Below are 19,637 nucleotides of genomic sequence, written 5' to 3' on the forward strand. Positions count from 1 at the left end.
CCTTCCCCCGAAGGACGCGCCGGCGCTGTTTTCTTCATGCTGATCCCTTTCCTGATCATGCTGCGCGAGGGCCTGGAAGCGGCCCTGATCGTGGGCATCATCGCCTCGTACCTCAAGCAGACCGGCCGTGGCGCATGGATGCCGGCGGTGTGGGTGGGAATCTTCCTCGCTGTCGCCGTCTCCCTCTTCGCGGGGGCGGGCCTGCAGCTCTTGCGCGCGGAGTTCCCGCAGAAGGCGCAGGAGCTTTTCGAGGCGCTGGTGGGCCTGGCCGCCGTGGCGGTGCTGGCCTCGATGGTGTTCTGGATGCGCAAGGTGGCGCGCTCCATTGGCGCCGGTCTGCGCGCGTCGGTGGATGCGGCGCTGGCCGGGTCGCAGCGCCAGGGGCTGGCGCTGGTGGGCATGGTCTTTTTCGCCGTGGCACGCGAAGGCCTGGAGTCGGTGTTCTTCCTGCTGGCCGCGTTCCAGCAGTCGCAAGGCGCGGCGGCGCCGCTGGGCGCCTTGTCGGGCGTGGCGGTGGCCGCCTTGCTGGGCTACGGCATCTATGTGGGCGGCGTGCGGCTGGACCTGCGGCGCTTCTTCCGTTGGACCGGCGTCTTCATCCTGGTCGTGGCCGCCGGCATCCTGGCAGGCTCCGTCCGGGCCTTGCATGAGGCCGGCGTCTGGAACCTGTGGCAGACGGTGGTGGTGGACCTGAGCGGCGTCCTGCCCGCCGACAGTCCCCTCGGCACGGTCTTCGGCGGCATCCTCGGCTACCAGGACACGCCCACGGTCAGCGAGGTCGTGGCCTATGCCGGCTTCCTGGTCATTTCCCTTTACCTGTTCCTGCGTCCGGCCCCGGCCGCGCAACCTGTGCGATGACTGCTCCCTCTCCGGCGCCGCGTGGCGCCGCGCCTTCCCGTGCGCTGATGCGCATCGCATTGGCGGTTTCCATCCTGCTGGCCCTGGCCGCGCTGGCCGCTTTCCATTACGCCTCCCGCCTGGCGAGCCAGGACGCGGCGCCCACCGATGACGTGGTCCAGGTGGAAATCCATGCCGGGCGCTGCGAGCCCGACAGCCTGAGCGTGCCGGCAGGGCGCGTCACCTTCCGCATCGTCAACCGTTCGGAGCGGGCGGTGGAGTGGGAAATCCTGGACGGCGTCATGGTGGTGGAAGAGCGCGAGAACATCGCGCCGGGTTTCACGCAGACCTTGAATGCCAGGCTGGAGCCCGGCGACTACGATATCACCTGCGGCCTCTTGAGCAATCCGCGCGGCAAGCTGCACGTGACGCCGACCGCGGCGTCGGACGCCGCGCGGGCAGCCCGTCCTTCCTTGACAGCCTTCATCGGCGCCTTGGCCGAATACCGGGTTTATCTGGTGATGCAGGCCGCAACCTTGCAGCGCGACGCCCAGGCGCTTGCCGATGCCATCGAGGCCAACGACCTGGCCCGGGCCCGCGGGCTGTACCCCGCCGCGCGCCTGGCCTACAAGCGCATCGAACCCGTGGCCGACATGTTCGCCGACCTGGATACGCGGCTGGACGCACGCGCCGACTATTTCGCGCGGCGCGAGGAAGATCCGGACTTCATGGGCTTCCATCGCATCGAGCACGGCCTGTATGCGCGGCAATCGCTGGCGGGCCTGCCCGGTGCCGCGCAGGCACTGATGACGGACATCGCCGCCCTGCAGCAGCGCCTGCGCGAACTGCCCGTCACGCCGGAACGCATGGCCGGCGGCGCTGCCCGCCTGGCGCAGGACATGGCCACGCTGAAGGTCACCGGCGAGGAAGACCGCTACGCGCACACCGACCTGTCGGGCCTGCAGGGCAACCTGGATGGCCTGCGCAAGATCGTGGACCTGCTGCGGCCGTTCGTGGCCCGCGGCAATGCCGCGTTGGCCGAGACACTGGATGGCGATGTCGCCGCCGCCCAGGCCGCGCTGGAGGCGCATCGCGCGCAAGGCGGCGACGGCCATGCCGGTTTCGACTCGCTGGATGCGCCCGCGCGGCGCGTCCTGGCGGAACGCTTCGCGATGCTGGCGACGGACCTTGCCAGCGCGGGCCAGTCGCTGGGGCTGATCGGCGCGGATTGACGCAGGCCATCGGCAGGGCAGGCGTTGCGTGGCGCCTGTTCCGCCGCATCGATTCCCATCCTTCCGCGCCTTGCTGGATTCGCCATGAAAGACACCTCGCCGCTTGCCCCCCAGACCTGTTCCGATACGCCCGCCGACACGGGACGGCGGCGGCTGCTGGCGGGGGCGGGCGCCGTGGGTGGCTTGCTGGCCGCCGGCCTGGCGCAGGGCCAGCCGAGCGCCAAGGCGAAAGGACACCAGGTGGCCGAGGCGCCACGGGCCGACGACCGCCGGCAGGATCGCCATCCTTATCTGGGCCTGCACCAGCAGGGCATCCTGACGCCGCGTCCCGAGGCAGGCCTGGTGGCGTCCTTCGACGTGCTGGCGCGTGACCGCGCCGGGTTGGAGCGGCTCTTTCGCACGCTGACCGAACGCATCGCCTTCCTGACGCAGGGCGGCCCCGCGCCGACCGCGGACCCGCGCTTTCCGCCGCCGGATTCCGGGATCCTGGGGCCTGACATCGCGCCTGGCGGGCTGACGATGACGATCTCGGTGGGCGACTCGCTGTTCGATGCGCGTTACGGCCTGGCGAGCGTGAAGCCCAAACGCCTGTCGCGCATGACGCGTTTCCCGAATGACGCGCTGGACGCCACGCTATGCCATGGCGACCTGCTGCTGCAATGCTGCGCGCACGCGCAGGACACCAACATCCACGCCTTGCGCGACATCATCAAGACCCTGCCGGACCTGCTGGTCTTGCGCTGGAAGCAGGAGGGCACGGTGCCTGCCGTGCCGTTGCGGCCCGGCCCGCCCGAGAGCGCGCGCAACCTGCTGGGGTTTCGCGACGGCTCGGCCAATCCGGACGCCGAAGACGCCGCCCTGATGGATCGCGTGGTGTGGGTGCAGGCCGGCGGCGACGAGCCGGCCTGGGCCGCAGGCGGGTCATACCAGGCGGTGCGCCTCATCCGCAATTTCGTCGAACGCTGGGACCGCACCCCGCTGCGCGAGCAGGAGGCCATCTTCGGCCGCCGCAAGGACACCGGCGCGCCGATGGATGGCAGGCACGAGGCCGACGTGCCGGACTACGGCCGCGATCCCGAGGGCAAGACGACGCGGCTGGATTCGCACATCCGGCTGGCGAATGCCCGCGACCACGCGTCGCAGCGCAACCTGATCCTGCGCCGTCCCTTCAACTACTCGAACGGCGTGACCAAGTCGGGCCAACTGGAGATGGGCCTGCTCTTCATCTGCTACCAGGCGGACCTGGAGCAAGGCTTCATTGCCGTGCAGCGCCGCCTGGATGGCGAGCCGCTGGAGGAATACATCAAGCCCATCGGCGGCGGCTATTTCTTCGTGCTGCCGGGCGTGCGCGTCGCGGGGGATTACCTGGGCCGCACGCTGCTCGAAGCGTCGGCGCAGGCCTGACAGGCAAGCGCCCGCCCCCCCTGACGAGACTGTTTTTTCTGGAGAGAGGACCCCAATGACCTTGCGCAAATCCTTGATCGCCGCCCTGCTGGGCGCCTGGCTGGCCGCGCCCGCCCATGCCGCCGTCACGCCGCTGGCGCTGGTCGGCCCGTTGACCGACTACAAGCTCTATGTGTCGGGCGAGCTGCAGCAACTGGTGGACGGCACGCGCGCCTTCACGGACGCCATCAAGGCCGGCGACCTGGCCCGTGCCCGCGCGCTCTATGCGCCGACCCGCGTGCCGTATGAAACCTCCGAACCGGTGGCCGAGTTGTTCAGCGACCTGGACAGCGCCATCGACGCGCGCGCCGACGACCACGAGCTGGCGGAAAAGGACCCCAACTTCACGGGCTTCCATCGCCTGGAGTACGGCCTGTTCGCGCAGAACAGCACCGAGGGCCTGGCGCCGGTGGCCGACAAGCTGATGGCGGATGTGCTGGCCCTGCAGAAGCGCGTGGCGGACCTGACCTTCTCGCCCGAGAAGGTCGTGGGCGGCGCGGCGGTGCTGATGGAAGAAGTGGCCGCCACCAAGGTGTCCGGCGAGGAAGACCGCTACAGCCACACCGACCTGTGGGACTTCAAGGGCAACGTGGACGGCGCGCGCAAGATCGTCGCGCTGTTCGGCCCGCTGGTGGCCAAGGAGGACCCTGCCTTCATCGCCAAGGTGGACGACAACTTCAAGACGGTCGAGGACATCCTGGCGAAATACCGCCAGGGCGATGGCTACCAGACCTATGACAAGGTAAGCGAGGCCGACCGCCGCGCACTGGTGGGGCCGGTCAACACCCTGGCCGAGGACCTGTCGCAACTGCGCGGCAAGCTGGGTCTGGACTGAGCGGACGGGGAGGGGGGCAGTGACGCGGGGCGCCCGGGCGGGCGCCGCGTTACTGCCGTCCGGCGCTCAGGCCTGGGGCCAGGCCAGCATGGCTGCGTCGATGATGGCCTGCAGGCTGGCGCAGGTCATGCCGTCGCGGGCCTGGATGGACATGCCGACGATGATGGTGGCATAGAACTTGGCCAGCGCGGCGGCATCGACCGTGGCCGGCACGTCGCCGTCGCGCACGCCGCGCTCGATGCGCGCGCGCAGATCGGCCTCGGCCTCGGCGCGGCAGTCGGCCACGATGGCCTGGACGCGCGACGAGGACGAGGAGCAGTTGATGGCCGAGTTCACCACCATGCAGCCTGCCGGCGTTTCCGGATCGCCCATGACGTGGACGGCCTCGAACAGCAGGTTGCGCACGCCTTCGCGCGCGGTGGGGGCGCCCGCCAGCAACGCGCGCGAGTGCTCGCCCGCGCCGTAGCGCTTGCGGTAATGGCCGACGGCTTCGAGGTAGAGCGACTCCTTGTCGCCGAACGCGCTGTAGAGACTGGGCGCGGTGATGCCCATGGCCTCGGTCAGGTCATGAACGGTCGTCGTTTCGTAGCCCTGGCGCCAGAAAACCAGCATGGCGCGCTCCAGGACCGTCTCCCGGTCGAATGACAGCGGACGTCCGCGGGGACGCGGGGGCTTGCCTTCCGTTGTTTTCATAATGGACAATATTAAATTCCTTGACCAGTGCTTGCAATGGCGTTTAGAGTGCGACCTAATTCATAGCGTTCGTTATGAAATTAAGTCAGAAGCATCTACGCGCCTCCCCAGGTCCCCCGCAGCCGGCCCACGCCGCGCGGGCGCGCCGTCCGGAGGGCTTGTTCCCACCCGCGCCCGAGTTTGCAAGCATGAGCACACTGTTCCATTCCTCCGTCCCGGCCCCGCTGCGCCGTGCCCTCCCGCTGGCCGCGGCCGGCCTCCTGGCGCTGGCCCTCGCCGGCTGCAAGAGCGAGGCCGCCGACAGCGCCGCCGCGCCGCCGCCGCCCACCGTCAGCGTGGCCGCCGTGTCGGCCCGCCCGATCATCCAGTGGGATGACTTCAATGGCCGCGTCGAAGCCGTCGAAAGTGTTGCGCTGCGGCCACGCGTGAGCGGCTACATCGAAAAGGTGAACTACGAGGAAGGGCAGACCGTGAAGCGCGGCGAGGTGCTCTTCGAGATCGACGCCCGCAGCTACCGCGCCGCGCTGGCGCGCGCCCAGGCCGACCTGGCCCGCGCCCGCACCCAGGCGGCGCTGGCGCGCAGCGAAGCGGCCCGCGCGCAGAAGCTCGCCTCGCTGCAGGCCGTGTCCACCGAAGAGCTGGAGCAGCGCCGCGCCGCCGCCGACCAGGCCCAGGCCAATGTGCAGTTCGCCCAGGCCGCGGTCGACACCGCCAAGCTGGACCTGTCCTTCACGCAGGTGCGTTCGCCCATCACGGGCCGCGCCGGCCGCGCGCTGGTGACGACCGGCAACCTGGTGACGGCCGACGGCCAGGCCAGCATCCTGACCACGCTGGTGTCGCTGGACCCGGTGCACGTGCACTTCGACAGCGACGAGCGCACCTACCTGCGCTACGCGCACATGGCCCGCAAGGGCGAGCGCCCCGACGAGCGCCGCGAAGGCGTGCCGGTGAACGTGGGCCTGGTGGGAGAAGACGGCTATCCGCACGCCGGCCGCGTGGACTTCGTCGACAACCGCGTCGATCCCGCCACCGGCACGATCCGCGCCCGGGCCACGCTGGCCAATCCCGATGGCCTGCTGACGCCGGGGCTCTATGCCCGCGTGCGCCTGCAGGGCAGCGGCAGCTTCGACGCCATGCTGATCGACGAGAAGGCCATCCTGACCGACCAGAGCCGCAAATACGTTTACGTGGTCGACGAGAACAGCACCGCCCAGCGCCGCGACGTGAAGCTGGGCCGCAAGGCCGAAGGCCTGCGCATCGTGGAGGAGGGCCTGAAGCCGGGTGATCGCGTGATCGTCAACGGCATCCAGAAAGTCTTCTTCCCCGGCATGCCCGTCACCGCCCAGGCCGTCGAGATGTCGCCCGCGGGCGGCCAGGCCGCGCGTCTTGCCCAAACCGCCGCCACGCCGGCCGCGCAGTAATGCCCCGCTCACCGACCTCCACCCAGTGAGCCACGCCACAGAGCAATCGCCATGAACTTTGCACGTTTCTTCGTGGACCGGCCGATCTTCGCGGCCGTGTTGTCCATCATCATCTTCGTGGTCGGCCTGATCGCGATTCCCCTCCTGCCGGTCAGCGAGTATCCCGAAGTGGTGCCGCCCAGCGTGCAGGTGCGCGCCACCTATCCGGGCGCCAACCCGCGCGAGATCGCCGACACCGTGGCCGCGCCGCTGGAAGAGGCCATCACCGGCGTCGAGGACATGCTCTACATGAAGTCCATCGCCGGCAGCGATGGCGTGCTGGTGCTGACCGTCACCTTCCGTCCGGGCACCGATCCCGATGACGCGCAGGTGAAGGTGCAGAATCGCGTGGCCCAGGCCGAGGCGCGCCTGCCCGAGGCGGTGCGCCGCCAGGGCGTGGTGACGGCCAAGCAGTCGCCCAACATCACGCTGGTGGTGCAGCTGCGTTCGCCCGATGGCCGCTATGACGCGCTGTACCTGCGCAACTATGCGGTGCTGCACGTGCGGGACGAACTGGCCCGCATCGAAGGCGTGGGCGATGCCCAGCTGTTCGGCTCGGGCGACTACTCCATGCGCCTGTGGCTGGATCCGGACAAGATCGCCGCGCTGGGCATGACGGCGGGCGACGTGGTCGCCGCCGTGCGCGAGCAGAACGTGCAGGTGTCCGCCGGCCAGCTGGGCGCGCCGCCCAACCCCGCCGGCAGCGATTTCCTGCTGTCCATCAATGCGCAGGGCCGCCTGGTGACGGAAGAGGAATTCGGCGACGTCATCATCAAGACCGGCGCGCAGGGCCAGGTCACGCGCTTGCGCGACGTGGCGCGCGTGGAACTGGGCGCGTCCGACTATTCGCTGATGGCATTGCTGAACAATGAACAGGCCGTGGCCATCCCGGTGTTCGAGGCGCCGGGCGCCAACGCCATCGACGTGTCGGACAAGGTGCGCGCCAAGATGGCCGAACTGTCGCAGCGCTTCCCGGACGGCGTGGAGTGGTCGGTGGAATACGACCCGACCGTGTTCGTGCGCGAATCGATCAAATCGGTCATTACCACGCTGCTGGAGGCCGTGCTGCTGGTCGTGCTGGTGGTGATCCTCTTCCTGCAGACCTGGCGCGCGTCCATCATCCCGCTGCTGGCCGTGCCGGTGTCGGTGGTGGGCACCTTCGCCGTGCTGCTGATGCTCGGGTTCTCCGTCAACACGCTGACCCTGTTCGGGCTGGTGCTGGCCATCGGGATCGTGGTGGACGACGCCATCGTGGTGGTGGAGAACGTCGAGCGCAACATCGCCGAGGGGCTGGCGCCCCTGGCTGCCGCCCATCAGGCCATGAAGGAGGTCAGCGGACCCATCATCGCCATCGCGCTGGTGCTGTGCTCGGTGTTCGTGCCCATGGCCTTCCTGTCGGGCGTCACGGGCCAGTTCTACAAGCAGTTCGCGGTGACCATCGCCATTTCCACCGTGATCTCGGCCATCAATTCGCTGACCTTGTCGCCCGCGCTGGCCGCACGCCTGCTGCGTCCGCATGGCGCGCCGCCCGACCTGCCCACGCGCATCCTGGACCGCGGCATGGGCTGGCTGTTCCGTCCGTTCAACCGCTTTTTCCAGCGCAGCGCCGACGGCTACGGCAACAGCGTGTCGCGCATCCTGGGCCGCCGCGGCGCGGTGTTCCTGGTCTATGTCGTGCTGCTGGTGGTGACGGGCGTGGTCTTCAAGGCCGTGCCGGGCGGCTTCATTCCCACGCAGGACAAGCTGTACCTGATCGGCGCCATGAAGCTGCCGGAAGGCGCGTCGCTGGAACGCACGGAAGCCCTGGTGCGCCGCGTGAGCGATATCGCGCTGAAGACCGATGGCGTGAAGAACGCGGTCGCCTTCCCGGGCCTGAACGCCCTGCAACTGACCAACACGCCCAACAGCGGGGTGGTGTTCTTCGGCCTGGCGCCCGCGGCTGACCGCAAGCACACCGCCGCCGAGATCGCCGCGCAGTTGAACGCCAGGTTCTCGCAGGAACAGGAAGGGCTGGTCTTCGCCATCATGCCGCCGCCCATCATGGGCCTGGGCACGGGTTCGGGTTATTCACTGTACGTGCAGGACCGCAACCGCGCGGGCTATGGCGAACTGCAGACCGCCACGAACACGCTGGCGGGCGCGATCTCGCAGGTGCCGGGCTTCCAGTACCCGATCAGTTCCTACCAGGCCAACGTGCCGCAGCTGGACGCCGAGGTGGACCGCACCAAGGCCAAGGCGCAAGGCGTGGCGGTCACCGACCTGTTCGAGACGCTGCAGGTCTACCTGGGCTCGTCCTATGTGAACGACTTCACGCGTTTCGGCCGCACCTTCCGCGTGATGGCCCAGGCCGACGCGCCGTTCCGCAGCACGGTCGAGGACGTGGCGAACCTGCGCACCCGCAACGCCAATGGCGACATGGTGCCCATCGGCAGCATGGTCGACGTGCGCGAGACCTTCGGCCCGGACCCCGTCATCCGCTTCAACGGCTATCCCTCGGCCGACCTGATCGGGGAGTCCGATCCGCGCCTGGTGTCGTCCTCGCAGGCGCTGCAGGTGGTGCAGGCCACGGCCGACAAGGTGCTGCCGCAAGGCATGCAGCTGGAGTGGACTGACCTGAGCTACCAGCAGGTCACCCAGGGCAATGCCGCGCTGGTCGTGTTCCCGCTGGCGGTGCTGCTGGTCTTCCTGGTGCTGGCCGCGCTGTATGAAAGCTGGACCCTGCCGCTGGCCGTGATCCTGATCGTGCCGATGTGCCTGCTCTCCGCCATGACGGGCGTGTGGCTCTCGGGCGGCGACAGCAACATCTTCGTGCAGATCGGGCTGGTGGTGCTGATCGGCCTGGCGTGCAAGAACGCCATCCTGATCGTCGAGTTCGCCCGCGAGCTGGAGGACAAGGGCCGCAGCACCATCGACGCCGCGCTGGAAGCCTGCCGTCTGCGCCTGCGTCCCATCATCATGACCTCGATCGCCTTCATTGCCGGTGTCGTGCCGCTGATGCTGGGCACGGGCGCCGGCGCCGAAGTGCGCCAGGTGATGGGCGTGACGGTGTTCGCCGGCATGCTGGGCGTGACGCTCTTCGGTCTCTTCCTTACCCCGGTCTTCTACGTGGCGCTGCGCAAGCTGGCGATGCGCAAGTCGCGCGGCGACAAGGCCGCCGCGCCCCTGGAGACCTCACATGTCTGATTCCATGATGTCGCATACGCAATCTTCCGCCCGTTCCCTTTTGCCGCCGGGCCGCCCCAAGGCAAAAGGCAGCCCCCTCGGGGAGCAGCAAGCCGAAGGCGCGGCGTGGGGGCCTTTCTTCCCGCCGCTGCGCTTCCTGCTGGCGCCCCTGGTGGCGCTGACGCTGGCCGCCTGCGCGGTCGGCCCTGACTACCAGGCGCCGCAGGCGCCCGTGGCCGAGCAATACGCCCGCCAGGATGCCGCTGCCGCCACGCTGCCGGTGCCCGAGGCCGACGCGCCGTTCTGGCAGGGCCTGGGTGATCCGCTGCTGCAGTCGCTGGTGGAAGACGCGCTGCGCGCCAACCACGACATCCGCATCGCGCTGGCCCGCTATGAACAGGCGGCCGCCGTGTCGCGCGAGCGCCGCCAGGATCGCTTCCCGACGCTGAGCGCGTCGGGCGAGATCAGCGACCGGCGCGCCAGCGCGTCGCAGGCGCCCGGCATGTCGCGCGCCGAACGCGATGGCGAGCAGCACGGCGCCAGCCTTTCCGCCGTCTGGGAGCTGGATTTCTTTGGCCGCGTGCGCCGTGCCGTCGAGGCCCAGCAGGCCGAGACCGATGCCACGGCTGCCGACCTGGGCGGCGTGCAGGTCGCCATCGTGGCGGAACTGGCCGATGCCTATTTCCGCCTGCGTGGCCTGCAGGTGCAGATCCAGGTGGCGCGCGACAACGAGACCAACCAGGGCGACACCTTGCGGCTCATCGAGGCGCTGCTGGACAACGGACGCGGCACCTCGTTCGATGCGGACCGTTCCCGCACGCAACTGGCGCTGACCCGTGCCCGCATCCCGCCGCTGGAGGCCGAGGCCGCCGTGGCCGCGCACCGCATCGCGGTGCTGACCGGCCGCACGCCGGCGGAAATGGCCGCCGTGCTGGATGCACCCGTGTCCTTGCCGGTGTTGCCCACGCAGGTCAACGCAGGCGCCCCGGGCGAGCTGCTGCGCCGCCGTCCCGACGTCGCGGCGGCGGAGCGCCGGCTGGCGGCCGCGACGGCGCGCATCGGCGTGGCCACGGCCGACCTGTTTCCCCGTTTCACGCTGGGCGGGCTCATCGGCACGCAGGCGCTGGGCTTCGGCTCGCTGTTCGAACGCGACAGTGAAACCCGCGTGATCTCGCTGGGCGTGGGCGGCAACTTCCTCGACATCGGCCGGGTGCGCGCGCGCATTGCCGCGGCCAACTCGGCGGCGGCCGAGAACGTGGCCCTGTACGAGCGTGCGGTGCTGCGCGCGATGGAGGAAACCGAGAACGCGCTGGTGCGCCTGTCGCGGGCCCAGGCCGAGAACGGCACGCTGACGCAGGCCGCCGAAGCCAGCCGGCGGGCGGCCAACACGGCACGCCTGCAATTCGAGGGCGGGGCCATCAACGTGCTGGACGTGCTGGACGCCGAACGTTCGCGCCTGGAAGCCGAGGACCTGCTGGCACAGAGCGCGACGCGGCGCGCCACGGCGCTGGTGGCCGTCTACAAGACGCTGGCCGGCGGCTGGCCGGATGCCCTGCCTGCCCCGCAAGGGGAGTCCGTGGCACGGCGCTGAGGCGCGTCGCCGCCAGGAAGGCGGGCCGGGGCAGGGATGCCCCGGTTTTCTTGCCGAGGCCGCGTGCATGTGTATCGCGATGCGTCGCACACGAAGCCGCCGTCGAAGGTGTTGGCGTGACAGGCGCCAGGGCGGCATCGCCAGCGCGGGACAAGTCAGGTTACACAATGAGCGGCTGCCTCGGCCACATACGCCGCTCCCTGCTTTTATAGTGACCGGACGATGATGAACGAGGGCGACGCACCGGCCTGTGGGGGGCTGGATGCCATGCGCCCCGACAGCCGGGGAGCGCCGTGGCTTGGCTCAAATCGCTGCACATCGCGTTCCTGCTGACGTGGTGCGCCGGACTTTTCTATCTGCCAGGGGTGTTCGCCTGTCACCGGCACGCACGTGACCGCAGCGCGATGCTGCGGCTGAACGTGATGGCGCGCATGGTCTTCGTGTGGGTCGCCTCGCCCGCGGCGGTGCTGGCCATCGTGACGGGCACGGGACTGGTGGCGATGACCGATGCGCCCACCGGGCCCTGGCTGCCCCTGAAGCTGACCGCCGTGGCTGGCATGGTGTTCTTCCACCTGTATTGCGGCCATATCGTCGAGCGGCTCGACACCTCGCCCAGCCTGCGCGGGCTGCGCCTGCGGCTGTTGCTGCTGGTGGTGCCGGGCGTACTGGTGACGCTGGTCTTCTGGCTGGTGCTGGCCAAGCCCACGCTGGGGCTGGCGGCATGAGGCCGGTGCACCTGGCATCCTCAGGGCTGCTCCAGCGGCGCTTCCTCTTCGTCGTGGATGCCGACCTGGTGTTCGAAGACGAGCTTGCCGCCCAGCCAGCCGGCGATACCGACCAGCGCCGCGCCCAGCGCCGACAGGTACAGGCCCATCAGCGGCACCGTGTGTTCGGCGCCGCCCGGCACGGCGCGCAGATACCAGTTGATGCCGCCCACCGACAGCAGCATGACCGCCGCGACGAAGTGGCTCCAGCCGACGGCGCGGCGGCGGATGCCCGCGATGGAGAGCAATTCCACGGTGCCCGCGATGCCGGCGGCGATGCCCATGAGCGCGCCCATGCCCAGCAGCCACAGCGACACCCGCGCCCAGAAGGGGTCGGCCAGCAGCAGGAAGGCGATGTCGGTGGCCAAGGCGCCTGTCAGGAACGCGATGGGGAAGGTCACCAGCATCGGGTGCAGGGGGTGCCGGGCAATGGCGACCTGGGTGGTCGTGCCGACGGGCTGGGGCTTGCGGAAGTGTTCCATGTCGGTTGGGGCGGACGGATGCCTGACCATGAGCGGTGCGATCAAACTTATCACGCGGACCCGCCCGCCAGGCGTGTCCGGATGCAAGCGGCCGCGGGCCTGCCGCTGCTGGCCGTGCTGGCCGTGCTGGCGGGCTGCGGCGATGCGCCGCTGTCGGCGCTGCATCCCGCCGGACCCGCCGCCGCGGCGATTGCCACCGCCTGGTGGTGGATGGCGGGCGGCGCGGCGCTGATCCTGCTGGGCGTGCTGGCCCTGGCTGCCTGGGTGTTGCGGCGCGGGCGCGCGCGCCTGTCCGAGCGCGGCGCGCGCCGCTTGGTGTGGGGCGCGGGCGTGGCGTTTCCCCTGGCCGTGCTGACGCTCCTGCTCGCCTACGGCCTGGGCCTGGGCGACGCCTTGCTGCCGCAAGCCGCGGGACACGACGTCTATCGCGTCGAGGTCACCGGGCGCCAGTGGCAGTGGGAGGTGCGCTATCCCGATGCGCCCGGGGGCGCGCGGCAGTCCTCGAACGAGATCCACGTGCCGGTGGGGCGCGCCATCGACGTCCACGTCAGCGCGGCCGATGTGATCCACAGTTTCTGGGTGCCGCGCCTGGGCGGCAAGATCGACGCCATCCCGGGACGCGAGAACACGGTGCGCCTGCGCGCCGACGCGCCGGGTGTGTACGAAGGCTTGTGCGCCGAGTTCTGCGGCCTGGGGCACGCGGGCATGCGCATGCGGGTGGTCGCGCACGATGACGCGGCCCTGGCCGCCAGGCTGCGCACCTTGGCCATCGCGCAGGAGGCGCCATGACCCCCCTGGCCCGTCACCGCCGCTTTGCCCGCATCTGGGCCGATCCGCCCGGCTGGCGCGCGCTGGGCGCCGTCAACCACAGCACCATCGGCCTGCGCTTCATCGCCACCTCGCTCGTGTTCTTCCTGGTGGGCGGCGTGCTGGCCATGCTGATCCGCGCGCAGCTGGCTTCGCCCGACGCGGCATTCCTGGACGCCGAGCAGTACCAGCAGGTCTTCACCATGCATGGCACGGTGATGATGTTCCTCTTCGCCATTCCCATGCTGGAGGGCTTCGCGCTGTACCTGCTGCCGAAGATGCTGGGCGCGCGCGACCTGGCGTATCCGCGGCTGGGGGCGTATGCCTACTGGTGCTACCTGTTCGGCGGGCTGATCCTGCTGGGCGCGCTGTTCATGGGGGCGGCGCCGGCGGGCGGCTGGTTCATGTACACCCCGCTGGCCAGCAGCACCTACAGCCCCGGCATCAATGCCGATGTCTGGCTGATCGGCGTGACCTTCGCCGAGATCTCCGCCATCTGCGGCGCCGTGGAGCTGGTGGCCACCATCCTGTCTCAGCGCACGCCCGGCATGAGCCTGGCGCGCATGCCGTTGTTCGCCTGGTATGTGCTGGTGACGGCGAGCATGATCCTGATCGGCTTTCCGCCGCTGATCCTGGGCAGCATCCTGCTCGAGGTCGAGCGCGCCTTCGACTGGCCTTTCTTCGACGTGGCGCGCGGCGGCGATCCGCTGCTGTGGCAGCACCTGTTCTGGATGTTCGGCCACCCCGAGGTCTACATCATCTTCCTGCCGGCCGCGGGCATGATCTCCACGATGATGCCCACGATGGCCAGGCGGCCGCTGGTGGGGCACGAGTGGATCGTGGGCAGCATCGTGGTCATGGGCTTTCTCAGCTTCGGACTGTGGGTGCACCACATGTTCACGGTCGGCATCCCGCACCTGGCCCAGGCCTTCTTCTCGGCCGCCAGCATGCTGGTGACCTTGCCGACGGCGGTGCAACTCTTCGCCTGGCTGGGCACGCTGTGGGCGGGGCGGCCTGTGTGGCGGCTGCCGATGCTGTACCTGGGCGGCTTCCTGTTTGTCTTCGTGGCGGGCGGGCTGACGGGCGTGATGCTGGCCTTCGCCCCGTTCAACTGGCAGGCGCACGACACGCACTTCGTGGTGGCCCACCTGCACTATGTGCTGGTGGGCGGCATGGTCTTCCCCTTGCTGGCCGCCGTGTACTACTGGATGCCGCATGCCACGGGACGCATGCCTTCCGAGCAGTTGGGCAAGTGGGCGTTCTGGATGATCTTCATCGGCTTCAACATGGCGTTCTGGATGATGCACCTGACCGGCCTGCTGGGCATGCCGCGCCGCATCGAGACCTATCCCGGCGACGTGGGCTGGAATGGCCTGAACCTGTTGTCTTCCATCGGCAGCTTCGTGATGGCGGTGGGCGTGGCGCTGCTGCTGCTCGATCTCTTCGTGCATGCGCGCGCCGGCCGCCTGGCGCCACGCAACCCCTGGGGCGCGGGCACGCTGGAGTGGGCCATGGCCACGCCGCCGCCCACCTACAACATCGCCAGCCAGCCGCGCGTGCAGGGCCGCGAACCGCTGTGGGACGCGCCCGGCTTGCCGGCCGACCTGGCAGGCGGCCGGGGCTACCTGGCCGAGCCGCGCGGGCGCCTGCGCGAGACGCTGGCAGTGAGCCTGATGAGCGGCGAGCCCACGCACGTGGTGCATTTGCCCGGGCCCAGCCTGTTGCCGTTCTGTGCCGCCCTGGCAACCGGCGCGGCGTTCCTGGCGGTGCTGTTCAAGCTGTACTGGCTGGTGCCGGCGGGGGTGGCGGCAGCGCTGGTTCTCTTCCTCGTCTGGGCCTGGCAGGGCGGAACGCGCAGCGATCCCGAGCCCCGCGATGTGGGCGGCGGCGTGTCGCTGGTGTCGCACCATGCCAGCCTGCAGGCGCCGGGCTGGCGAGGCACGGTGTTCGCACTGGTGGCCGACGCGACCCTGCTGGCGGCGCTCCTGTTCGGCTACGCCTTCCTGTGGACGGTGGCCCCCGGCTGGCCCCCGCCCGAGTTCCTCGCGGTGGGCAATCCCTTGCCCTGGCTGGCGATGGCCTGCCTGGTGGCGTCTGCCTGGCTGGCATGGCGCGCGGCGCGGCCGTCCTGCGCGGGCTCGCCACTGCAGGCCTCGTGGCGCCTGTGCGTGTCGGCGTTGCTGTCACTGGCGGCGGCCGCGCTGCTGTTCGGCTATGTCCGCACGGGGCTGCCGGACCCGACCGTCCATGCCTATGGCGCGGCGTGCGCGGCGCTGGGGCTTTATGTGGTCATCCATGCGTCGACCGGCGCGCTCATCGCCGGTTTCGTCGCGCTGCGCGCACGCAAGGGTTTCGTGTCCGCCGCGCGGCGGCTGGAGCCGCGCGTGGCCGCGCTGTGGCAGGGCTATTGCGCTGGCGCCGGGTTGGTGGTGCTGCTGGCGTGGTATCTGCCGGTGTGGGGCATCGCGGCATGAGGGCGCGCAAAACGCGGCGCGGGACGCCGCCCGTTACGCGGGAGACCGGGTCGTGGCGCCTGTTGAGGGCGCAGGCGGGGCTCGGTCTCTGGGCCGCGGGGTTCGCGGCCCTGTACGCGCTGTTGTCACTGGGTTGCGAATCGGCATGGGCCACGCGGCCAGGCTGGCTGGGCGTGGGCGTACTGTCCTGGTGGCTCGCCGGGCTGTGGCTGGCATTGCTTGGCGCGCTGGGCGCATTGGTCTGGCGCGCCGGCCGGCGCTGGCGGCGCGCGCGTCGCGCCGGTCGCGACCAGCGCTTCCTGGAACGCCTGACGGTGTTGCTGCATGGCGCCGCGGCGCTTGCGATGTTCTGGACCGGCGTGCCCATCCTGGTGCTGCCGGTGTGCGTCTAGTGTGCTGTCCCGAACGCGCACTGCGGATTCGCTGGGCAACTTTACGGGACAGCACACTAGCCGGATGCCAGGCGCGTGTTCAGGGGCCCGCTTTCGCCGCCGTGCCCATGCCCGCCCGCAGCAAGGGATGCGGATTGATGGCGCCGCCGGACTGGTAGATGCCGTAGTGCAGGTGCGGCGGCGTGCCGCGCGCATTGCCGGTGTCGCCCACATAGCCCAGCGTATCGCCCGGCATGACATGGCTGCCCGGCCCGATGTCGGGCGCATGGCCGTCCAGGTGGGCGTAATAGTGCATCTGGCGTCCCGGCCCCATGACCCACACCACCAGGCCGCCCAGGTTGTTCGTGCCCTTGCGGGTGACGACGCCTTCGGTGCTGGCGATGACCGCGGTGCCACGCCGCGCGAAGATATCCACCCCTTGGTGGCTGCGGCCATTGGCGCGTGCCGCGCCCCAGGTGTCCGCGATGCGGTTGGCCGCGACGCCGGCCACCGGCACGGGCAGCGAGGTGGGCACGGGTTGCATCGCCAGCCGCGCGGCGTGGAAGGGCGCGCGCCATGGGTCGGGCAGGCGCGGCCACGCCCACCAGGCGCTGGCGGCCAGAAGGCCAAGGACGACGAGGCGCCGCAGCCAGCGCAAGGCGAAGGCCGCGGCAGGTGACGGCGAGGAGGTCGATGTCTCGGTCATGGGGATTGGACCCTCATGGCCGAGCTGAGTTCAACGCCCGGGCGCGGCGCTTCAGGGCTTGAGGTGTTCCTTCAGGAACGCTTCCATGGCGCGATAGAACGCGAACTTGTTTTCGTCGTTGTGAAAGCCGTGGCCTTCGTTGTCCTTGACCATGTATTCCACCTCGACGCCGCGCTTCTTCAGGGCCTCGACCACCTGGTCGCTCTCGGCCTTGTTCACGCGCGGGTCGCGCGCGCCCTGGGCGATGAAGAGCGGGGTCTTGATCTTGTCGACGTGCAGGGCGGGGGAGGTGGCGGCCAGGCGCTCCTTGTCGCGTTCGGGATGGCCCACCATCTCGTGGAACTTGGGCATCAAGGGCGCCCAGTAGGGCGGGATGGTGTTCATGAACGTGAAGAGGTTCGACACGCCGACGTAGTCCACCGCCGCGGCATAGAGGTCCGGCGTGAAGGTGACGCCGGCCAGCGTGGCATATCCGCCATAGCTGCCGCCATAGATGCCGATGCGCTTCGGATCGGCGATGCCCTGCTTGACCAGCCAGTGCACGCCATCGGTGATGTCGTCCTGCATGGCCAGTCCCCATTGGCCGAAGCCGGCCTCCCAGAACTTGCGGCCATAGCCGGTGGAACCGCGGAAGTTGATCTGCAGCACGCAGAAGCCGCGGTTGGCCAGGAATTGCGTCTCGGCGTTGAAGCCCCAGCTGTCACGCGCCCAGGGGCCGCCATGCGGATTGACGACGCACGCCAGGTCCTTCGCTTCGCGGCCCGGGGGCAGCGTCAGGTAGCCGTGCAGCGTCAGGCCGTCACGGCTCTGGTACGTCACGGGCTGGATGCGCGCCATCCGGGCTTCGGGCAGCTTGGGGTTGATATCGGCCAGCTTGCTCAGCGTGTTGGCCTTCACGTCGTACAGATAGCGGGCGCCCGGCGTGCGATCGTTATAGGCCGCCACGATGTAGCGGTCCTCGGCGCGCGTGCCGCTTTGCAGCGTGAACGCGTAGTCGGGCAACTGCTTGGCGATGGCCGCGTACAGCGCTTCCGTCTGCGTGTCGAAGAACTTCCGGCGCGGCAGGTCGGTCTGGTAGGCCGCCACGGTCAGCACCTTGCGCAGGCGCGAATAGCCCACGCCGTCCAGGTCGACCTCCTCGGGCTCGAAGAGCACGGTCTCGGCGTCGGGTTTCGCCGGGTCGATCTCGACCAGCGCCAGGCGGTCGCGGCCGCGGTTGCTCAGGGCATAGAGCCGCTTGTCGTCGAAGGTGAAGAGGGCCGGCGTGACCTGGGTCTTGTAGTCGGTGGTGATGAGCGGGCGGAAGGCCTCGTCTTCGCTGTCGCGATACAGCAGCACGGTGTTCAGGCCGTCGGAGGCCAGCGCGGCGCGCACGCGGCCGGCATGGTCGGTCTGCCAGCCGATGATGTTGCCGGGGTTCTCGGCGACGCGCGTCGACTCACCCGTGTGGACGTTCACGCGATAGACGTCGAAGGCCTGCGGGTTGCGTTGGTTGTGGCTGATGAGGACGTGGTCGGGGTCGTCCTCGAGGTCGTCCGTGATCATGGCGCGGGCGCCATCGAAGGGCGTGAGGTCGGTGACCTTGCGGCTCTTCACGTCCACGGCCAGCACGTGGAAGTTCTCGTCACCACCGAAGTCCTTGGCGTACAGCACCGTGCCGCTGCCTTTCCAGAAATAGCCGCCGATGTCGCGCGCGGTTTCGCTGGTCAGCCGGCGCGGCTCGCCGCTGGGCTTGCCATCCTGGATGGACTGGACATGGATGTTCATCCGGGCGGGCTGGCCGTCGAGGCTGGTGGGCTCCATGAAGCCCAGCATGTTGCCGTCGTCCGAGATGTTGAAGTAGCCGCGCTGCGGGTTGGCGAAGAAGTCTTCCAGCGGCAGCAGCGGCGCGGGCTGGGCGTGCGCCAGTCCCATGAAGGCGGCGGACAGCGCCACGCCCATGAGGGTTTTCTTACGGGGGAGGAACATGCAGGGCCTCGCAGCAAGGGGAAGGTGATGGGACGCCGCGCGGGGGCGGGAGTTCCCCCCTTGTGCGGGGAAAGGGTTCGCCGCCAGGACGGCGGCGAACCCGCGGGACGGACTCAGTCGCGCACGATCAGGATGCGCATGGCGTGCTGGCGCTGGGTCTGCGCGTCCAGCACGCGCACGGTGGCGCGGCGAGCCGAGAACCCCTCGGGCAGCGGGGCGACGCCTGCCAGATGTTCGTAGCGGTCCAGGTTGACGGCCACCGGGTCCAGTTCGACGGTGGCGGTGCGGCCGTTCGGGTAGCGGCCCTCGATGGCCATGGCCAGTTGGCCCTTGAACGGCGCGCCCTGGCCGGCATTGCGCAGCAGCAGCACGTGATAGCGCAGCTGTCCGGCATCGCGGCGGAACGTGGCGGCGCTGACGCCGAGCGGACCGCCGCGCGGATCTTCGGGCATGGCGTCGGCGAAGAGCGCCAGTTCTTCCTTGAGCGGCGCCACCGATTTTTCCGCCTGGGCGGCGGTGACGGCCAGCTTCTCGTTCTCGGTCTTGAGTGTCTCGACCGTGCGCTGGCTTTCCTCCAGCTGGACCTGCAGGCGCTGGCGTTCGATGTTGCCGCTGTTGACCTCGTTGGTCAGTTGCTGCGATTCCAGCACGGTCAGGCGTTGCGGGCCATAGCTGGTCTGCAGGAACAGCAGGCCGCCCGCACCCAGGACGACGCCCAGGAGGAGCAGCACCAGCCAGCGCGGCATGCGACCGCGGCGCTTGCTGGTCTCATAGACCGAAGGCTTGAACACTTGCCTTTTCTGCGAACCAAA

Annotated in this window: 16 protein-coding genes; 11 read left to right on the forward strand and 5 right to left on the reverse strand. The window is 69.6% G+C overall.

Features of this window, described 5'->3' with window-relative positions; all coding sequences use genetic code 11:
• Nucleotides 1-36: 36 nt before the first annotated feature.
• The 4 genes from efeU (at nt 37) to efeO (ODI_RS05045) (ending at nt 4,347) form a co-directional block, all read left to right on the forward strand.
• On the forward strand, nt 37-858 hold the full coding sequence (gene efeU, locus ODI_RS05030) for an iron uptake transporter permease EfeU (RefSeq protein ID WP_067749155.1): 822 nt from the start codon (nt 37-39) through the stop codon (nt 856-858).
• On the forward strand, nt 855-2,069 hold the full coding sequence (efeO, locus tag ODI_RS05035; protein WP_067749158.1) for an iron uptake system protein EfeO: 1,215 nt from the start codon (nt 855-857) through the stop codon (nt 2,067-2,069). The genes efeU and efeO (ODI_RS05035) overlap by 4 nt, the downstream gene beginning before the upstream one ends.
• Before the next feature lie 84 nt (nt 2,070-2,153).
• Complete coding sequence (efeB, locus tag ODI_RS05040; RefSeq protein ID WP_067749161.1) at nt 2,154-3,473, forward strand: iron uptake transporter deferrochelatase/peroxidase subunit; 1,320 nt, start codon at nt 2,154-2,156, stop codon at nt 3,471-3,473.
• 55 nt (nt 3,474-3,528) lie between these two features.
• Nucleotides 3,529-4,347: an iron uptake system protein EfeO gene (efeO, locus tag ODI_RS05045; RefSeq protein WP_067749163.1), complete on the forward strand. Its 819-nt coding sequence runs from the start codon at nt 3,529-3,531 to the stop codon at nt 4,345-4,347.
• Between the two features lie 66 nt (nt 4,348-4,413).
• On the opposite strand, the gene ODI_RS05050 is transcribed toward efeO (ODI_RS05045), so the two are convergent.
• On the reverse strand, nt 4,414-4,959 hold the full coding sequence (locus ODI_RS05050; RefSeq protein WP_231968199.1) for a TetR/AcrR family transcriptional regulator: 546 nt from the start codon (nt 4,957-4,959) through the stop codon (nt 4,414-4,416).
• 269 nt (nt 4,960-5,228) lie between these two features.
• Between ODI_RS05050 and ODI_RS05055 the strand changes: the two genes are divergently transcribed.
• The 4 genes from ODI_RS05055 (at nt 5,229) to ODI_RS05070 (ending at nt 11,978) form a co-directional block, all read left to right on the forward strand.
• Nucleotides 5,229-6,461, forward strand: a complete 1,233-nt coding sequence (locus tag ODI_RS05055) for an efflux RND transporter periplasmic adaptor subunit (RefSeq protein ID WP_067749169.1) — start codon at nt 5,229-5,231, stop codon at nt 6,459-6,461.
• 51 nt (nt 6,462-6,512) lie between these two features.
• The gene (locus ODI_RS05060) at nt 6,513-9,683 is read left to right on the forward strand and encodes an efflux RND transporter permease subunit (protein WP_067749173.1); all 3,171 of its coding nucleotides are present in this window, start codon (nt 6,513-6,515) and stop codon (nt 9,681-9,683) included.
• On the forward strand, nt 9,676-11,253 hold the full coding sequence (locus tag ODI_RS05065; RefSeq protein ID WP_231968200.1) for an efflux transporter outer membrane subunit: 1,578 nt from the start codon (nt 9,676-9,678) through the stop codon (nt 11,251-11,253). The genes ODI_RS05060 and ODI_RS05065 overlap by 8 nt, the downstream gene beginning before the upstream one ends.
• 293 nt (nt 11,254-11,546) lie before the next feature.
• The gene (locus ODI_RS05070) at nt 11,547-11,978 is read left to right on the forward strand and encodes a CopD family protein (RefSeq protein WP_067749177.1); all 432 of its coding nucleotides are present in this window, start codon (nt 11,547-11,549) and stop codon (nt 11,976-11,978) included.
• Nucleotides 11,979-11,998: 20 nt separating this feature from the next.
• Here the strand turns inward: ODI_RS05070 and ODI_RS05075 are convergent, their stop codons facing one another.
• Nucleotides 11,999-12,499, reverse strand: a complete 501-nt coding sequence (locus tag ODI_RS05075) for a DUF2231 domain-containing protein (protein WP_067749180.1) — start codon at nt 12,497-12,499, stop codon at nt 11,999-12,001.
• Nucleotides 12,500-12,580: 81 nt separating this feature from the next.
• Here ODI_RS05075 and coxB point away from each other — a divergent pair, with 81 nt between their 5' ends.
• Genes coxB through ODI_RS05090 form a run of 3 tightly spaced genes read left to right on the forward strand, consistent with a single transcriptional unit; the run spans nt 12,581 to nt 16,172 of the window.
• Nucleotides 12,581-13,288 (forward strand): cytochrome c oxidase subunit II, encoded by a 708-nt coding sequence (coxB, locus tag ODI_RS05080; protein WP_067749184.1) that lies wholly within the window; start codon nt 12,581-12,583, stop codon nt 13,286-13,288.
• On the forward strand, nt 13,285-15,780 hold the full coding sequence (gene ctaD / locus ODI_RS05085) for a cytochrome c oxidase subunit I (RefSeq protein WP_067749187.1): 2,496 nt from the start codon (nt 13,285-13,287) through the stop codon (nt 15,778-15,780). Before coxB ends, ctaD begins: the two co-directional genes overlap by 4 nt.
• Complete coding sequence (locus ODI_RS05090; protein WP_157929718.1) at nt 15,777-16,172, forward strand: hypothetical protein; 396 nt, start codon at nt 15,777-15,779, stop codon at nt 16,170-16,172. Before ctaD ends, ODI_RS05090 begins: the two co-directional genes overlap by 4 nt.
• Before the next feature lie 79 nt (nt 16,173-16,251).
• Here the strand turns inward: ODI_RS05090 and ODI_RS05095 are convergent, their stop codons facing one another.
• From ODI_RS05095 to ODI_RS05105, 3 genes are all read right to left on the reverse strand, one after another.
• Nucleotides 16,252-16,857 carry a M23 family metallopeptidase gene (locus ODI_RS05095; protein WP_067749193.1) on the reverse strand — a complete coding sequence of 202 codons (606 nt, stop codon included), beginning with the start codon at nt 16,855-16,857 and terminating at the stop codon, nt 16,252-16,254.
• Nucleotides 16,858-16,908: 51 nt separating this feature from the next.
• A complete protein-coding gene (locus tag ODI_RS05100; RefSeq protein ID WP_067749195.1) occupies nt 16,909-18,825 on the reverse strand; it encodes a S9 family peptidase in 1,917 nt (638 codons plus the stop codon).
• A gap of 113 nt (nt 18,826-18,938) precedes the next feature.
• The gene (locus ODI_RS05105) at nt 18,939-19,616 is read right to left on the reverse strand and encodes a DUF6776 family protein (protein WP_231968201.1); all 678 of its coding nucleotides are present in this window, start codon (nt 19,614-19,616) and stop codon (nt 18,939-18,941) included.
• Between the last annotated feature and the right edge of the window lie 21 nt (nt 19,617-19,637).

Origin of the sequence: Orrella dioscoreae, from assembly GCF_900089455.2 — a bacterium.
GTDB classification, from domain to species: domain Bacteria; phylum Pseudomonadota; class Gammaproteobacteria; order Burkholderiales; family Burkholderiaceae_B; genus Orrella; species Orrella dioscoreae.

Coding starts and splice junctions, on each gene's coding strand:
- efeU (WP_067749155.1), top strand. CDS start 37: ATGCTGATCCCTTTCCTGATCATGCTGCGCGAGGGCCTGGAAGCGGCC.
- efeO (WP_067749158.1), top strand. CDS start 855: ATGACTGCTCCCTCTCCGGCGCCGCGTGGCGCCGCGCCTTCCCGTGCG.
- efeB (WP_067749161.1), top strand. CDS start 2,154: ATGAAAGACACCTCGCCGCTTGCCCCCCAGACCTGTTCCGATACGCCC.
- efeO (WP_067749163.1), top strand. CDS start 3,529: ATGACCTTGCGCAAATCCTTGATCGCCGCCCTGCTGGGCGCCTGGCTG.
- ODI_RS05050 (WP_231968199.1), bottom strand. CDS start 4,959: ATGCTGGTTTTCTGGCGCCAGGGCTACGAAACGACGACCGTTCATGAC.
- ODI_RS05055 (WP_067749169.1), top strand. CDS start 5,229: ATGAGCACACTGTTCCATTCCTCCGTCCCGGCCCCGCTGCGCCGTGCC.
- ODI_RS05060 (WP_067749173.1), top strand. CDS start 6,513: ATGAACTTTGCACGTTTCTTCGTGGACCGGCCGATCTTCGCGGCCGTG.
- ODI_RS05065 (WP_231968200.1), top strand. CDS start 9,676: ATGTCTGATTCCATGATGTCGCATACGCAATCTTCCGCCCGTTCCCTT.
- ODI_RS05075 (WP_067749180.1), bottom strand. CDS start 12,499: ATGGAACACTTCCGCAAGCCCCAGCCCGTCGGCACGACCACCCAGGTC.
- coxB (WP_067749184.1), top strand. CDS start 12,581: ATGCAAGCGGCCGCGGGCCTGCCGCTGCTGGCCGTGCTGGCCGTGCTG.
- ctaD (WP_067749187.1), top strand. CDS start 13,285: ATGACCCCCCTGGCCCGTCACCGCCGCTTTGCCCGCATCTGGGCCGAT.
- ODI_RS05090 (WP_157929718.1), top strand. CDS start 15,777: ATGAGGGCGCGCAAAACGCGGCGCGGGACGCCGCCCGTTACGCGGGAG.
- ODI_RS05095 (WP_067749193.1), bottom strand. CDS start 16,857: ATGACCGAGACATCGACCTCCTCGCCGTCACCTGCCGCGGCCTTCGCC.
- ODI_RS05100 (WP_067749195.1), bottom strand. CDS start 18,825: ATGTTCCTCCCCCGTAAGAAAACCCTCATGGGCGTGGCGCTGTCCGCC.